Genomic DNA, 15,824 nt, shown 5'->3' on the forward strand with positions numbered 1-15,824 from the left:
ACGCGTGTGCAGCAGATTGCTCAGCGGCAGGGGTCGGGTTCGCACCCAGGGTCGTGGTTTTAGCGCCCTGCGCACCAACCGGCTGTAGGGTCTGGGGGGCTGGGGAGGGGGGAGGGGTGGACTCGCAGCCTTTTAGCTGTACGCCAAGCGCGACCAGCAGTGCGGCGGCGGGCAGCGTCCAGCCGTAGCGAAGCAGGCTGTTTTTTAATGCGGGCTTCTGTGCGCTTAGCGCTGGCTCGGGTAAAGGCGAGACGGGAAGCGCTTCTGACGCAGGAAGAGCCGTCGCCGGGCTTGCCTGTGGCGCTTCAGGCGCAGAGGGCACTACCGGGTTATCGCGAACGCCCGTCATCACCGGCGCTGGCGGGGCCACTTCAGCTAATTTTGAAGCGGTCAGCTTAGATAAGACCCGCGGTGGCTGTTCCTCTTCCGTTGCGCGCAGACACTCCAGCGCGTCCTGACGGGCTTTCTTTTCCGGGCTGACGAATCCCCAAAAGGTGATCACTGGCTTTCCGCCCACCAGATAGACGTAGTTAGGATCGGGAAACTGCATCGCCCGGGATAACAGCGCGCCAAATAGCTTCTGGCTGGGCTTGTCCGACTGCTGTGCGCGCTGACACATTGTGTCAACCGCCTGCTGACAGGCAATGAGCTGATTGAGCGCATGCGCGCGCGCGGATTCACTGGCGGCGGCCCAGGAGGTGACCTTGCCGGAAACAGGCGAGTACCAGTCAAGACGATCGCCAGCATCATTCGGATGGGGGACGGCCAGGCAGTCTGCAATCTGCTGCTGTTTTCTCAGACGAAGCGTCTCGCGCAGCTGCAGGGCTGACAGGTAAACAGGCTGGCCGTTCTCGCCGAGCGGCAGAACCGCCTCCAGGCTTCCGCTGCGTAAAAATGATTTTGCCACGCAAAAAGGACCTTTTTAGTCAGATATCCGGTATCAGTGAGTCAGACAGGCTCCGGGTTGGTGACCACTTTAGGGGATTTGACTTAAATCGAATGCGGAAATAAGAGGGTAAACAGGCGATTACTTTCCCAATGAGATTACACAATGCCGCCGGGTGCGGCTGAAAGTCGCTAAACCCTGCTAATAAATAGGGTGCTATTAGATTTTACACGACTTTGATCTGGAGTTTTATTGATCTTTGCCGATAGTGTCTTTGTGACGAATATAATAATTATGGCTAATAAGGTTACACCATGAGCAGGACATTATTAACAGGGTTCTTTTCGCGCTTCGTCCGCAGCGGGCATCGACCTCAGGCAACGCTGAGCGCGCTTAACGATGCGGTTGCGACCATCGAGTTCACACCCGATGGGCATATCGTTTCCGCGAATGCGCTGTTTCTGGCAAAAATGGGCTACAGCCTGGACGAGATCGCGGGCCAGCATCATCGTATATTCTGCCCCCCGGCGCTAATCCAGTCGCCGGAGTATGCACAGTTCTGGCAGCGACTGCGTCGTGGTGAAAGCTTCAGTGATACCTTCCAGCGGCGGGCAAAAGACGGCACTGCGCTCTGGCTGGAGGCGCACTATGTTCCGGTAGTGGATCGTCGTGGACGGGTGATTAAAATTGTAAAGCTGGCGACCGATGTTACCCGCCGTATTATGGCCGCGCAGGAGCAGCGGGCGATGACCAATGCCATCAACCGTTCGATGGCGGTAATTGCCTTTACGCCTGAGGGGGAAGTGCTGCGCGCCAATACGAACTTCCTCAAGGCTACGGGCTACCAGAGCGCGGAGATAGTCGGTCGGCATCACCGCATGTTCTGTTCACCCGCGCTGTGTAACAGCCCTGAGTATAAGGAGTTCTGGGAAAAGCTGGGGCGCGGAGACTTTATTTCCGGGCAGTTTCAACGGATTGATAAGAGAGGCCAGATCCTGTGGTTACGTGCGACCTACAATCCGATTTTTGATGAAAACAACCGGCTGTATGAGGTGGTTAAATTTGCCACCGACGTGACTGAACAGGTGATTAAAAACCAGCAGGAACGGGACGCCGCCGAACATGCTTATCAGGCGGCGCTGGAAACCCGTGATAACACCCGGCAGGGGGTCAGCGTGATTGAAAACAGCGTCACGAAGATGAATGAAATCGCCCACGAGCTGAGAAAGGTTTCCGAAGATGTTAATGGTCTGAGCACCCAGTCGGCGCAGATTGGCATTATTGTTGAAACGATCCGAACCATCGCCAATCAGACTAACCTGCTGGCGCTAAATGCTGCCGTCGAGGCTGCGCGGGCCGGAACCCACGGTCGCAGCTTTGCCGTGGTTGCCAGCGAGGTGCGCAGCCTGGCGGCGAACATAAACAGCGCCACGCTGCAAATTGCCAGCGTGGTGGAAAGCAATCAATCCCTGGCCAGCCAGGCACAGAAAAATATCTCGGCTAACCTGATCCGCGCTGACCAGGGCGTGATGATGGTGCGGGAAGCGGGGAGCGTGATTATTGATATACAAAACAACTCCACCCAGGTGGTTGACGCGATAGGCCAGGTTACACAGCAGCTGAAGAGCGAAATGTAAGGCTAATACGTTTTTTCAGCCCGAAGCATGGCTATCTGGCAGTGGGTTTTTCAGCCATCCCTGCGTATAGCGGCTCGCATTCGAAATCCCTCCGACTCGCAATCGGCGCAAATTTTGCATCACATTAACGACAAGTGAAAAACGCCATCGGTTCACACTAGGCGGTTCTACGTCGGAACCGCCGATATCTCCGTCACCCCGGCAACCCGCGCATCCAGGGACAATAATTTCATTGCTGCTCTGGAAGGTGCAATGCCCGTTCAGCAAAGTGTATTGCCAGGCCACCTTTTGCCTGTTGCTTTATTCGGGTTGTCATTCTGATCTCGATTAATCGTGTCCGTAAGAGGATCTGACTGTCCAGCAGGAAGCCCTGGCGAAAATCGGTGTCCCTCCGGACCGGATTGATATCGACAGGAGGTTAACGGGATCAAACCGGCAGGGAGTAACTAAATGAGCGAAATGATTGTTTATTGAAAGTAATACATGCACAGGTATGCGATTAAGGTATGTTTAAAAGTAAGAGAGCTCAATCATGCCAGTATCATTGTTACAGCACAGAAAATTAGCCGGAATTCACCAGAATAAGCTTCAAGATAACTTAAGGAGGTATTCCACAACACAGGCTCAGAGCAAAGGCCCAGACCGCTCTGCCATCCCGGATGGAAAAATTCACTTCGGAAGTAGTATTCACACTGTCGTCAATTCTAATGATGAACTAAACCGAGTATCGCACCAGACTACAAATCCGAGACAGGGTATAGCAGCCCCGCTGCTAATGCTGCTAAGCCAGGTTCGGTTAGCTGATGGTATTAATTTAATCAGCACTCTCAGGGATTCTATCCCGCAAACCCCATCCAGGGGGGGGGTTATACTTCAAAATGATCCTCTACGTTTTTCTGGGGAAAATGCATTACCTGTCAGAGATAAAGATACAAATCGATTCCCAAGATATGCCGTATTTGAAAAGAAAACAACGACTCATCCTCCCGTATCTGATGATGTTAAAATCGAAAAACGGGATTTTTCCTGCATTGAAGATCGACAGCATTTAACCTATTCTGATGTATTTAGAAAGGTTGGTGAAACTTTCAGTAATCCGGTAGGTGAACTTGCAAAGGAAGCTCAGGTCATTAATTATTATAACAATTATAAACGATGCCCAACCCCGAAGGAAATAAAAAATATTCAATCAATAACCTCAGTGGTAGACAAACTAATATCGATGGTTACAGCATTACTTCCTGGTAGCATGCCGCTTGTGGTTACACAGAGATTGGGTGGGACACTATTCAGAATGATAGCTGATGGCATAGATAATAAAAAGCTGAATGTAGATGATTTATCTGAAGCAAACGATCAACTTCTTGCTCTGGGGAAAAGTATTGTAGATTTTTCCCCGAGAAATTCAAAAGGACAAACAATAGAAGGTCAGTTAAGAGTGCCTGAGGGCTTATCTATTGAAAATAATAAAATATTAGTTAATATTAAAGGTGAAGCCAAGGAGTTGATATCTGAAAATGGTAGATATTTTACTCATATTCATGGTAAGCGTCGAAGAATATCTTACTCTCCGCAAACTAAAAGTTGGGAGCAAAAAATAACAAATAATAACAGAATAATTAAATCCCTAAGTGATAATGTTTACTTTGGCCATCATATTACAAATAAGTTAAATGGGGCTATAGACAAAAATACTCTTAGTCGAATTAGTCCAGTTCAGCATGGTATATATAGTGTAACAAGTAAACAGTCTGGAGAATCCTTTCATACGATAAAAGTTGGTGATAAGTTCTATCGTTACATTCCATCAAATGAGAAGGATGTGAGCATAAGCGGTGTCATCAAAGGTGGTAATGAAAATATCAAGGTGTCCCGGTTTGATAATAGATATTTTATTGTCAATGAAGAAAGGAAGTCATTAGTAAACTATTCACCTTGTCGACTGGCTAGATCTCCTGGGACGTCGTGCTTACATCTTTCTGAAGGCCTGGTGAACAAGCTTAATACGAATAAAAAAAATGGAATATCAGCAAGTAAGATAAAGGGGCTACAGCCATCTAAAACTCATCCAGGTTTATATAATTCGGATAAGGGGAAACTTTACTTAAAATACAATGATGTTTATTTTAAATTGAGTGGGAAAATTGATAAGAGTGCTGAATCGAGATTTGAGCTCATAGGTAAAAACAGATTTGGCAGTAAACAAATAACTTCTATTTCTTTTAGCAGAGAGAATGGGAAAAACTATATAAATACTCCTGAAGAAAACATGATGGAAAGTACTGGGGTTTCCAGGGAGGTGGCTATGTCACATATAGAAATGCATACTGACTTTACTCCTGTTGATATTAAACGAACATGGGCCGAGAGCATGCATGGCCCGTTTGATGTGGATAAAAGATTTTCAGCCAAAAGATGGGTTACAAATAAAGAACCCATCATGGTTTATCGGCAGGATAATCGTTCTCTGGATGAAGTAATAGCAGCAGGCGGCTTTTATCCCAAAAAAGAAAAAATAGGTACAATTGAAGACCATATGACTGGTTCACGTGATCAATATTCATATGTTTCCACATCAATTAAAAGGCTAAAAAGCAGATCTTATGGAAAATATGAATATGCTATTTACCTGCAACCACACCAGGGGGTCGATACAGCTGCAACCCTTGAGGTAAGTCACTGCGTCCCATCTAAAAGTATTGAATTTGCCGTTCCGGGAATTATAACTCCAGAGCAAATAAAGGGATGGCGTAAGTGTAACTAAATAGCTGCGCCGGATAGTAGTTCACTTAAAGGAAATTCAGCCCGGATTGTGCGATCTGATCAATCGCCAAATATCCCAAACCACCAACCGGACTGAGCGATGCCGATCATAGCACCAATACCCCGCGACGGACGACGCCTGATGCAGAAAGCGATCCATAATTTACCACCGGAGTGGGTACAGGACATGCGCACCTGGGAACCGTACTGTCGCTTTGCCCGGGAGCCAGAATCTCGCAAGGTGGTTATCGATGCTCGCATAAAGACAGGTTACGAAGTCGAACCAGACATGGCTGGGGCTGCTGTGATGCGTTTTTGATGACGAAATGTTTGTGGAATTTGACAGCAAAATAAATGCGAAAGGTGTGAGAAATAATGCTCTTTATAACTTACCAGTTAATATTTTTATAAACCTGTCTGTATAAAGACTTGCATCGAATTATTAGATATAAGGATGCCGGAATGTCGAATCATATCATTATAGACAAGCAAGGCGATCGTTATGAAACGCTTCAAAAGGATTTAATTTAAGATGGCCTACGCAAGGGAAAGAAGGCGATTATATTTATATTTGTGATAGTGCTGAATCAGTTCACCGTTCCGCACATGATGCGCTTGAAAAAGGTTACTGCCTTATGATACGAAGTGGTGGACACTGCTACGAAGGCCTTGTATCTAATAAGCTGGAAGGTGAACAACACCAGCCACTTGCTATCATCGATCTTAGCCTGATGACCGGTATGGAATTTAGTGAGGCGGGCGATGTTAACTCCCCTTACAATACCTGTGAGAAATATAAATTTCGCGCGGCGACGGGCAATCAGAACTGGGACGGTTACAACGCACTGTATAAAACAGCTAACCGAACAATTCCTGGCGGTTCATGTTACTCCGTGGGATCGGGTGGCCATATATGTGGCGGGGGCTACGGTCTGCTTTCAAGACTGCATGGACTTACCGTAGACTGGTTAAGTGGTGTGGATATTCTTGTGCCTGACCTGAATGGCAAGGGACTGGTTTTAAAACATGTTAGCCTGAACAGCACGGGCACTGAACGTGACCTTTTTATCGCCTGCCGCGGTGGCGGCGGCAACTATGGCATTATTCTCAATTATTATTACAAAGATCTACCTCACGCTCCCCGTCAGGCCTATCTGCTCACTGCTCACACTTTCATGGCCATGGGCAAGTTTCACCAAAGAAAAGCTAAAACATTTTCTTAAGGAATACTGGCGCTGGTTTAAAGAGAACGATCGGCACTGGAACAGTAGCGATCCTGCGCTGGCTAATGGTGGGCTTTTTACGCTACTCAAGTTACAGCATGGCTCTACCGGTGATATTAGTTTGTTGATCCAGTATACAGGAACTAACGGGCGGGTTGATGCGCTTAATCAGACCGCGCCACTGATAGATTTTGTTCACCACATGAATAGCGCCGCGGGGACCAATGCTTATGTCGCTTCCATGGAGAACTCGTGGGGGCCGGTGACCAGGCTTCAGGGGAAAGAGGCCAGATTAAGCAACCCACTCAAAGATGCGCGTTTAATGGATTGGTTGTATTTAACTCAAACTATAAACGGTTCAGGTAGCAACCAGTTCGGAAAATATAATTTTTTTTATCAAATAGAGAATTTTACCGACGTTGAAGTTGATGCAATATGGACTCACTTTAATCAGACCGGTCAGACACATCTTAACCAGGCTCTATTACAAATTGACTCATATGGTGGTTGCGTTAATACAAATGATGAGGTCAGTAATCCCACGGCGGTACATCAGCGACATTCACTATTGAAATCACAGCTGCAGGCTTACTGGACAGACCCGATTAATGAAGATAAGTGTATACGCTGGTGTCAGGATTTTTTTAATGATTTTTTTTTCGCAGCAGAATGGTAAGCCCTTTAGCGACAATCAGCGCTATGAAGGTTGTTTTATTAATTATCCTGACGTGGATATGCGGTATATCAGTAATCAACCCGGCACTACAGATACGCGCTGGCTGGAGCTTTACTATGGAGACAAAGTAAATATGCTGATCAATACTAAACGTGCCGTTGATCCTGAAAATATTTTCCGAAGAGAAATGTCAATACCGGTCTCACATCCTTAGCATTTAAAGTAGTCATTCAGTGCACTGTAGATTTAACTTTAATCGTCAGGTCCGGCAGAGATAGCGGGCCTGACGTTGAAGAAGCAGCTTATCAGAAGACATAATTAAGCGAATAGCCGCATAAAAACCCCGCAAAATTTACATCCTGATACACACCACAGAACCAATCACACGTCTGGCTTTATAGCACACCCTCAGGCTTTGCTACACTCACTGCCGATGTTAATGGAATCTGAGGTAACGAATGAAAATAAAAAGCTACGCAGCAATGGAAGCCGGAAAGGCGCTGGAACTGTATGAATACGAACCCGGCGAGCTTAGCGCAGAAGAAGTTGAGGTAGCGGTTGAATACTGCGGCGTGTGCCATTCTGATTTATCGATGATCGATAACGAGTGGGGCATTTCACGCTACCCGACCATTGCCGGTCATGAGGTGGTGGGTCGCGTAACCGCACTGGGCGAAGCGGCTAAAGAGAAGGGCCTGTCGCCTGGCCAGCGCGTGGGTATTGGCTGGACGGCGAAAAGCTGCCAGCACTGTGACGCCTGTATTAATGGTCACCAGGTCAACTGTGAGAACGGCACGACACCGACCATCCTTAATCATGGTGGTTTTGCCGAGAAGCTGCGCGCCGACTGGCAGTGGGTGATCCCGCTGCCGGAAAAACTGGATGTCGAAAGTGCCGGCCCGCTGCTGTGCGGGGGGATCACCGTCTTTAAACCGCTGCTGATGAGCAATATCACCGCCACCAGCCGCGTGGGTGTTATCGGTATCGGTGGCCTGGGCCACATCGCGATCAAAATTCTGCGCGCGATGGGAGCCGAAGTGGTCGCATTCAGCTCCACGCCGGGCAAAAAGCAGTCAATTCTGGATATGGGCGCCGATGAGGTGATTAATAGCCGCGATCCGGAAGCGCTGAAGAATCAGGCAGGTCGTTTCGATCTGATCCTCAGCACCGTGGCGGTCGATCTGGACTGGAAACCTTACTTTGATGCACTGGCTCCGCAGGGTAAATTCCATACCGTTGGTGCCGTCATGAAACCCTTTCAGGTCAGCGCCTTCGATCTGATCACCGGTGATAAAGCCCTGACCGGCTCATCAACCGGCTCGCCGGGCCAGCTTCGCTCACTGCTGAAACTGGCGTCGCGTGCGGATATCGCGCCGCAGGTTGAGTTCTTCCCTATGTCGAAAATTAACGACGCGCTGGAGCACGTCCGCGCCGGAAAAGCGAACTACCGCGTGGTACTTAAAGCGGATTTCTGACGCGCGCCCTGACAATGCGTTAAGATAAACTGAAGCCAGCGCGATTATGCGCTGGCTTTTTTATCGCCAGCTGTCAGAAGAGTTTTTTTTCGAACCCCTGGTGAATCCATTTTTCACTTATTCAGGACGTTTATGAACACGCACGCTTCCAAAGATCCTTTACACGGCATTACGCTGGAAATGCAGATTAACGCGCTGGTAGCAAAATATGGCTGGGGAGAGCTGGGTCGCCGCATCAATATTAACTGCTTCAAAAGCGATCCCAGTGTTAAATCCAGCCTGAAGTTTCTGCGCCGTACCCCCTGGGCGCGTAAGGAAGTGGAAGATCTGTATCTTATGATGCTTAACGCGGGCAGTAAAAAAGCTACCGTAACGCCCGTCGACAGTCCCTGGGGCCAGCGCAGAGATAACGGGTATGAATGATAACACCTGGATCGACCGGGGACCGTCCCCCTTTATCCCCGGCTTCAGGCTGGGCGATGTGACCCTTGCCAGCGGAGTGAGATTACGGGTTGCGATGGGGGGTAACGGGCCACCTTTGCTCCTTCTCCACGGGCATCCACAAAATCATCTTACCTGGCATAAAGTGGCTCCCACGCTGGCGCAGGAATTCAGTGTCATTTTGCCCGATCTTCGTGGTTACGGCGACAGTGATAAACCGCCGGGCGGCGAGGGACACCGCAATTATTCTAAACGCGTTATGGCGCAGGATATAATTCAGCTGATGGACAGGTTAAATTATAACACCTTCATTTTTGTCGGTCACGATCGGGGAGGGCGCGTAGGGCATCGGCTGGCGCTGGATTATCCTGACCGGGTCAGCCGCTGCATATTTATTGATATTACGCCGACGGCGACAATGTACGCACTGACGAATAAAACGTTCGCCACGCGTTATTTCTGGTGGTTTTTTCTTATTCAGCCTGCACCGCTGCCTGAGAAAATGATTGGTCAGGATCCGGCATTTTTTCTACGCCAGCATATTGATGCGCAGAATAAAACGCCAGACGCCACCGAACCTGCTATTTTCGCCGATTATCTGCGCTGTTATCAGCACCCTGATATGCTGCATGCGGTATGTGAAGACTATCGCGCCGCAGCTACGACAGATCTGGAAGACGATGCATCAGACGGCGAAAAAAGCATTCAGTGCCCATTATTCCTGTTATGGGGGGAGCAGGGTACGGTCGGCCAGCTCTATGACGTCATCAGCACCTGGCAGGAGAAGGCCAGAGAGGTAACGGGCGTGGGGTTGCCCTGTGGTCATTCTCCGCAGGAAGAGGTCCCCGGAGAAATGCTGGGGCATCTGCTGCCATTCCTCAGAAGGAATAACTAGCAAAGAGAAGTGTGAAGAAATATGGCCAGACTTTATGCGTTTTCTCAGCACAGTAATTAAATATTGCAATCTGGTGGGTGCTCTGCACCGTTATAAATGATGAAAATCAGCAGGCTGACTAAACTAAACGGGCTTGCTTCTCAATATTATATTTTTAAGATTAATCTGCGAAATAGCGGCGGTGTCGCTTAGGAATAATCTGCGTAATTATATCTCTGCTAAAATAGCTGAGAGGATTTTTGTAAGCTTTTCTTAATGCAATGGCGAAATCATTCAGGAGGAACTACGTTTTATCAGGTATCAGTAACGTTATGATGCGATGGCAATATACAGGAGAGAATTATGAAAGCGGTTATTTATAATGGCCCGTACGATGTTTCCGTGAAGGATGTGCCGGATGCAAAAATTGTCAAACCCACTGATGCCCTGATTCGTGTTACCACTACCAATATTTGTGGCTCCGATCTGCATATGTATGAGGGACGAACCAGTTTTGAGCAGGGCCGTATTCTTGGCCATGAAAATATGGGTCAGGTGATTGAGGTCGGCAGCGGCGTTGAACGTGTTAAAGTGGGTGACTATGTCTGTCTGCCGTTCAATATTGGCTGTGGCTTTTGTGAAAACTGTGAAAAAGGCCTGACCGGCTACTGCCTGACTGCCAACCCGGGTACAGCGGGCGCGGCCTATGGTTTTGCAGAGATGGGCCCCTGGGAAGGCGGGCAGGCCGAGCTGCTGCGCGTGCCTTTTGCAGACTTTAATTGCCTGACGCTGCCGAAAGATGCGGTCGAAAAAGAGGACGATTATGTCATGCTGTCCGATATCTTTCCCACCGGCTGGCATGCAACAGAGCTGGCAGGTCTGCGGGCAGGTGAAAGCGTGGCGATTTACGGTGCCGGACCGGTTGGCCTGATGGCCGCTCACTCAGCCCTGATCAAAGGCGCGGCCAGTGTTTACGTTGTGGATACCCATCCCGATCGCCTGGCGCTGGCCGAGAAAATGGGCGCGACCGCAATCAATGCGGTAGGTGACGAGGCGGTGCAAAAGATCCTGGACCTGACCGATGGCAAAGGAACGGATCGCGGCTGTGAATGCGTAGGCTATCAGTGCTGCAATAAGCACGGTAAAGAGGATAATAGCGCAACCATGAACAGCCTGGTCGCTTCGACTAAAGCCACAGGCGGTATCGGTGCCGTGGGCGTATTTGTGCCACAGGATCCGGGTGGCAGCACCGATCTGGCGAAGGAAGGGAAGATGCCGTTCGATTTCGGCAGCTTCTGGTTCAAAGGCCAGACACTGCGCACCGGTCAGGCGAACGTAAAGGCCTATAATCGTCAGCTTGCCAACCTTATTCATAAAGGAAAAGCCAATCCGGCACAGATTATTTCCCAGCGTCTGAAGCTGGCCGATGCGGCAGAGGGATACAAGCATTTTGATGCCCGCGATAAAGACTGGACCAAGGTAATCCTTAAACCTTAAGGGGCCTCAGGGTTGAGGTTTCCTGTCCACAGAAGCTGATATCCACGTTCAGGCGTTTAAACCCTCTGAGTAGTCACTCCTCAGAGGGTTATCCCATACCCATGATGGCTGCCATTGCAACAGTCGCTCTCTTCACTGCGCATCGCATTGTAAGGCGACAAGCTACGCTCCCTCTCTTTTCAAAACGCGCCGTTATGACCTCCTCGTTATTAGTATCAATCATCCCTGAGCTGTGGGTGCCCCGAAAACGATTAATACTGGATATTTTTCTATTTATAACAGAAGGTTATAACGATTATTATTGTGTGATTACTTTGCCAGTGGAACAGGCTGAGGCCAGGGTAGCTTTTACCCTCTATTTCTGACCTGCCGCCGTGTTGTGCTTTCACGTCTGGCGCAAAAAGTGCCGCAGCATGGGAACGAATTGATGACGATTGCGAACCAGCTTGAACAGAAGGGTATTGAGAAGGGTATGCAGCTCGGTGAACAAAAAGGAAAGCAGGATGTTGCACGTAACCTTCTTAAAGCGGGCATGCCGCTGCATTCGGTAAAAGATCTGACTGGCCTCTCTGATGATGAACTGGAACAAATTTGCCACTGAGTACGTTATTCCTGTGCAGCATACAGCATGACTGATTCACGCATTCCCGGACGGCTAAGGGCCTCCGGGCCGTTACGGCATAGCGCCTGAGCCCAAAACACATCCTGTGTTCTGCCTCGGATCTGTCTGTGATAAGTCTCACATCTTGTGATCCCAACCACTTTATGCCGGGCAACTGATGTTCCCGCTGCATAAATACTACGATGCATATCACATTTAGCCTCGATAAGTTTACATTCTGCTAACAAACTCATTCGATTGTGTCGATAACCCGATAACCTCCCAAAGAGATTATCGCTATGCTGAAAAATACTCGTCTCACCACCATACTGCTGGCTTCAGGTCTGTGTCTGCTGGGGGTTTTTCTCGCCTCAGCACTGCTAAGCGCACACTATTTGCAGCGTAGCGCCAATGCACTGAAAGGCCTGAATCGTGAGGTTTCCGCCACACTGGGCGTAGCCGATACCACTAACTGGATGCGGGCAGCAAGAACCACGCTACTGGCGGCGGTTCCGCACGTGGCGGACAGCGATCCTCAGGCGCTCAACAGCGCGCTGAAGCAGGCGCGCTTCTATTATGATGGCGGCATGAAATTTATGGCGGCCTATCAGGCTGCGCCGAAAATGCCCGGCGAGCAGCCGCTGGCAGATGAGCTGGCCGCGCGCTATGCGGATTATACCGCCCAGGGGGTGGGTGCCCTGTTCAGTGCGCTGGAGAAAAAGGATGTCCCGCTCTTTTTGCAGCTGGCTGGGACCCGGGTGGTGACGCTGGATGAAGCGTATCGCGTGCCGCTGGATAAGGTTATTGCCCTGCATAAACAGGCTTCAGTCGAAATCACGCAGCAGGCAGGTCGCGACAGCTGGACAGCCCGCCTTGCCGCTATCCTCTCCTTCGCGCTGTTTATTTTTACCGGCCTGGTGATTGCGATCCTGCTGCGGCGCGTGCTGATAGCACCACTGCATCGGGCAGGAGAAGTGGCGACGGCAATAGGTGAAGGCGATCTGACCTCCCGCTTCCCACCCGCCCGCAATGATGAAGTGGGCAGGTTGTTACAGGGGCTGGAAGTGATGCAGCGTAGCCTGAATACGCTGGTGGGCGAAATAGTGCAGGGCGTCGGAGAAGTCGCGCGTGTTACCGCCCAAATCAGTGACGGTAACCACAGTCTTTCCAGTCGCACCGAGCAGCAGGCCGCCGCGCTGGAGGAGACCGCAGCCAGTATGGAACAGCTCTCTTCTACCGTTACCCTGAACGCGGCGAATGCGGATGTGGCCAGCGGCGCAGCCGCCTCGGCGTCGGCTACCGCCCGTCAGTGCGGAGAAGCCATGCAGGATGTGGTTCGCAGCATGAGCGATATCCGTACCAGCGCCACGGCGATCAGTGAAATCACCTCGGTGATTAACGGCATCGCTTTTCAGACTAATATTCTGGCGCTGAACGCCGCCGTTGAAGCTGCGCGGGCGGGCGAGCAGGGGCGAGGTTTTGCGGTTGTCGCCAATGAGGTTCGCACGCTGGCCCAGCGGAGTACGCACTCAGCGCGTGAAATTGAAAAGCTTATTGCTGATTCAAATCTGAATGTGAAACAGGGAGAAGAGAAAGTTGCGCTGGTCACCCGTACGACCGAAGAGATTATCACCTCTGTAACCGGCGTGACCTCGCTGATGAGTGAAATTGCGTCTGCTTCATCTGAGCAGAGCAAGGGCATCAGTCAGATTGGCGTGGCGGTCACCGAAATGGACAGTGTCACCCAGCAAAATGCCACGCTGGTGCAGGCCTCGGCGACGGCAACCACCATCCTGGAGGAGCAGGTGCAGTCACTGACCGGCATTATCAGTCGTTTCCACCTGCAGGTTTAGTAACTAAATAAAACGATTCTCAACATTAATAATTAATTAACTAAAAAACCACCAACCATTAAGTAACAATATTTTAATATTGCAGGGATATTTTTAACCCTTTTAGACAAAAGTGTAGATCCCTGATGACTAAAGTAACAAAACTCGCCACCACGCTTTCGCTGGCAGCGCTGCTGGTTTGTTCTGCCACTCGCGCTGAAAATGCGCCAGAAAAAACGGATGTCCTGCTTATTGGTGGCGGGATTATGAGCGCATCCTTAGGGACCCTGCTCGAGACGTTACAGCCAGACTGGAAACAGCTGATGGTGGAAAAACTCGATGGTGTGGCCCTTGAGTCTTCTAACGGCTGGAACAACGCGGGCACGGGTCACTCTGCTAACATGGAGCTGAACTATACGCCGGAGCGTCCGGATGGCACGATTGATTTCAGTAAAGCTCTGGAAATCAATGAAGCCTTTATGATTTCCCGACAGTTCTGGAGCACTCAGGTGCGTAACGGCGTGCTGAGCAATCCACACGCCTTTATCAACTCGACGCCGCATATGAGTTTTGTCTGGGGAGACAAAAACGTTGAGTTCCTGACTAAGCGTTACGCAGCTCTGCAAACCACCACCCTGTTCCAGGGGATGAAGTTCTCTACCGACCATAAGCAGATTGAGCAGTGGGCGCCACTGATTATGGAAGGACGCGATCCGCAGCAGAAAGTCGCGGCGACGTGGACGCCGGTGGGCACCGATGTTAACTACGGTGAGATAACCCGGCAGCTGGTAGGCAGCCTGAAAAAGAATGATAACTTTACGCTGAAAACCTCGGCGGAAGTGACGGAATTTAAGCGTAACGACGACAACTCCTGGCACGTGACCTATAAAGATGTGAAAAGCGGCGAGCAACACGTTGTCGATGCAAAATATGTCTTTATTGGCGCGGGCGGCGGTGCACTGAAGCTGCTGCAAAAAACCGGCATTCCGGAAGGCGAAAACTATGCGGGCTTCCCGGTAGGCGGATCATTCCTGGTTACTGAAAATCCGGCTATCACCAGCCGTCATCAGGAGAAAGTGTACGGTCAGGCTTCGGTAGGCGCGCCGCCGATGTCCGTGCCACATCTTGATGCCCGCTACCTCGATGGCAAGCGCGTGGTGCTGTTCGGGCCGTTTGCGACCTTTTCAACTAAATTCCTCAAAAATGGCTCGCTGTTTGATCTGCTGAGCACCACCACCAGTCACAATGTTATTCCTATGACCCACGTGGGTATGGATAATTTCGACCTGGTGAAATATCTGGTCGGGCAGGTGATGCTGACCGACGAGGACCGCTTCGAATCGCTGAAGGAGTACTATCCCGATGCGAAGAAAGAGGACTGGAAACTGATTCAGGCCGGACAGCGCGTACAGATCATCAAAAAGGACGCGGACAAGGGCGGCGTGCTCAAGCTGGGTACTGAAATTGTCACCGACAAACAGAAAACCGTGGCGGCACTGCTTGGCGCATCGCCGGGCGCCTCAACCGCTGCGCCAATTGCGATTAACGTAATTGAAAAACTGTTCCCCGGGCAGTTTAAGTCGCCTGAATGGCAGAGCAAAATCCGCTCAATTGTGCCGAGCTATGGTCAGAAGCTGAATGGCAACGTTGCCCTGACGCAGAAGGTCTGGGACGATACCGCCTCCACGCTACAGCTGACTAAGCCGCCGGTGATTCAGATGGGTGATAAAGCCAGCGACGCACCCGCTGACGCCGGTCAGCAGAAAAAAGCGGCTGCGGCCGGGCATGATATGGCGCTGTAAGCCTAACGACCTTTCGGGGTGCCGTCGCTAAAAAACGCCCGCAGGGAATAATCCTGCGGGCGTTTTTTTATATCAGTCTTTTTGTCTGAGGTGTATCTTTGTTGATTTATTATCATG

The 15,824-nt window shown here is 50.2% G+C and carries 11 protein-coding genes and 3 pseudogenes; 13 read left to right on the forward strand and 1 reads right to left on the reverse strand.

Features of this window, described 5'->3' with window-relative positions:
• The coding region (locus ACLRGG_RS20300; protein WP_416251452.1) for an SrfA family protein at positions 1–907 on the reverse strand (907 nt) is incomplete at its 3' end.
• 293 nt (positions 908–1,200) lie between these two features.
• Between ACLRGG_RS20300 and ACLRGG_RS20305 the strand changes: the two genes are divergently transcribed.
• The 13 genes and pseudogenes from ACLRGG_RS20305 (at position 1,201) to mqo (ending at position 15,707) form a co-directional block, all read left to right on the forward strand.
• Positions 1,201–2,523, forward strand: a complete 1,323-nt coding sequence (locus ACLRGG_RS20305) for a methyl-accepting chemotaxis protein (RefSeq protein WP_416251453.1) — start codon at positions 1,201–1,203, stop codon at positions 2,521–2,523.
• 532 nt (positions 2,524–3,055) lie between these two features.
• Positions 3,056–5,287: a scabin-related ADP-ribosyltransferase gene (locus ACLRGG_RS20310; protein WP_416251454.1), complete on the forward strand. Its 2,232-nt coding sequence runs from the start codon at positions 3,056–3,058 to the stop codon at positions 5,285–5,287.
• A 159-nt stretch (positions 5,288–5,446) separates the two neighbouring features.
• Positions 5,447–5,627: pseudogene (locus tag ACLRGG_RS20315) on the forward strand (IS481 family transposase); the annotation flags it as partial.
• Positions 5,628–5,855: 228 nt separating this feature from the next.
• Positions 5,856–6,272, forward strand: a pseudogene (locus tag ACLRGG_RS20320) (FAD-binding protein); the annotation flags it as partial.
• A 109-nt stretch (positions 6,273–6,381) separates the two neighbouring features.
• Entirely contained in the window at positions 6,382–7,185 is an 804-nt protein-coding gene (locus tag ACLRGG_RS20325) for a hypothetical protein (protein ID WP_416251455.1), read from the forward strand.
• Positions 7,157–7,399, forward strand: coding sequence for a BBE domain-containing protein (locus tag ACLRGG_RS20330; RefSeq protein ID WP_416251456.1), 243 nt, complete (start codon positions 7,157–7,159; stop codon positions 7,397–7,399). Before ACLRGG_RS20325 ends, ACLRGG_RS20330 begins: the two co-directional genes overlap by 29 nt.
• A gap of 244 nt (positions 7,400–7,643) precedes the next feature.
• The gene (ahr, locus tag ACLRGG_RS20335; protein WP_416251457.1) at positions 7,644–8,660 is read left to right on the forward strand and encodes an NADPH-dependent aldehyde reductase Ahr; all 1,017 of its coding nucleotides are present in this window, start codon (positions 7,644–7,646) and stop codon (positions 8,658–8,660) included.
• A gap of 132 nt (positions 8,661–8,792) precedes the next feature.
• A complete protein-coding gene (locus ACLRGG_RS20340) occupies positions 8,793–9,083 on the forward strand; it encodes a VF530 family protein (protein ID WP_416251458.1) in 291 nt (96 codons plus the stop codon).
• A complete protein-coding gene (locus tag ACLRGG_RS20345) occupies positions 9,076–9,996 on the forward strand; it encodes an alpha/beta fold hydrolase (RefSeq protein WP_416251459.1) in 921 nt (306 codons plus the stop codon). The genes ACLRGG_RS20340 and ACLRGG_RS20345 overlap by 8 nt, the downstream gene beginning before the upstream one ends.
• A 342-nt stretch (positions 9,997–10,338) precedes the next feature.
• The gene (locus tag ACLRGG_RS20350) at positions 10,339–11,472 is read left to right on the forward strand and encodes a glutathione-independent formaldehyde dehydrogenase (RefSeq protein ID WP_416251460.1); all 1,134 of its coding nucleotides are present in this window, start codon (positions 10,339–10,341) and stop codon (positions 11,470–11,472) included.
• A gap of 391 nt (positions 11,473–11,863) precedes the next feature.
• Positions 11,864–12,073 (forward strand): annotated as a pseudogene (locus ACLRGG_RS20355) (Rpn/YhgA-type helix-turn-helix domain-containing protein); the annotation flags it as partial.
• A 299-nt stretch (positions 12,074–12,372) separates the two neighbouring features.
• Positions 12,373–13,926 carry a methyl-accepting chemotaxis protein gene (locus ACLRGG_RS20360; RefSeq protein ID WP_416251461.1) on the forward strand — a complete coding sequence of 518 codons (1,554 nt, stop codon included), beginning with the start codon at positions 12,373–12,375 and terminating at the stop codon, positions 13,924–13,926.
• A 125-nt stretch (positions 13,927–14,051) separates the two neighbouring features.
• On the forward strand, positions 14,052–15,707 hold the full coding sequence (gene mqo, locus ACLRGG_RS20365; protein WP_416251462.1) for a malate dehydrogenase (quinone): 1,656 nt from the start codon (positions 14,052–14,054) through the stop codon (positions 15,705–15,707).
• Positions 15,708–15,824: the final 117 nt, after the last annotated feature.

The organism is Erwinia sp. PPS120 (genome assembly GCF_047918655.1).
Lineage (GTDB): Bacteria > Pseudomonadota > Gammaproteobacteria > Enterobacterales > Enterobacteriaceae > Erwinia > Erwinia tasmaniensis_A.

Coding starts and splice junctions, on each gene's coding strand:
- mqo (WP_416251462.1), top strand. CDS start 14,052: ATGACTAAAGTAACAAAACTCGCCACCACGCTTTCGCTGGCAGCGCTG.
- ACLRGG_RS20305 (WP_416251453.1), top strand. CDS start 1,201: ATGAGCAGGACATTATTAACAGGGTTCTTTTCGCGCTTCGTCCGCAGC.
- ACLRGG_RS20325 (WP_416251455.1), top strand. CDS start 6,382: ATGGCATTATTCTCAATTATTATTACAAAGATCTACCTCACGCTCCCC.
- ACLRGG_RS20345 (WP_416251459.1), top strand. CDS start 9,076: ATGAATGATAACACCTGGATCGACCGGGGACCGTCCCCCTTTATCCCC.
- ACLRGG_RS20360 (WP_416251461.1), top strand. CDS start 12,373: ATGCTGAAAAATACTCGTCTCACCACCATACTGCTGGCTTCAGGTCTG.
- ACLRGG_RS20340 (WP_416251458.1), top strand. CDS start 8,793: ATGAACACGCACGCTTCCAAAGATCCTTTACACGGCATTACGCTGGAA.
- ACLRGG_RS20310 (WP_416251454.1), top strand. CDS start 3,056: ATGCCAGTATCATTGTTACAGCACAGAAAATTAGCCGGAATTCACCAG.
- ACLRGG_RS20330 (WP_416251456.1), top strand. CDS start 7,157: ATGATTTTTTTTTCGCAGCAGAATGGTAAGCCCTTTAGCGACAATCAG.
- ahr (WP_416251457.1), top strand. CDS start 7,644: ATGAAAATAAAAAGCTACGCAGCAATGGAAGCCGGAAAGGCGCTGGAA.
- ACLRGG_RS20350 (WP_416251460.1), top strand. CDS start 10,339: ATGAAAGCGGTTATTTATAATGGCCCGTACGATGTTTCCGTGAAGGAT.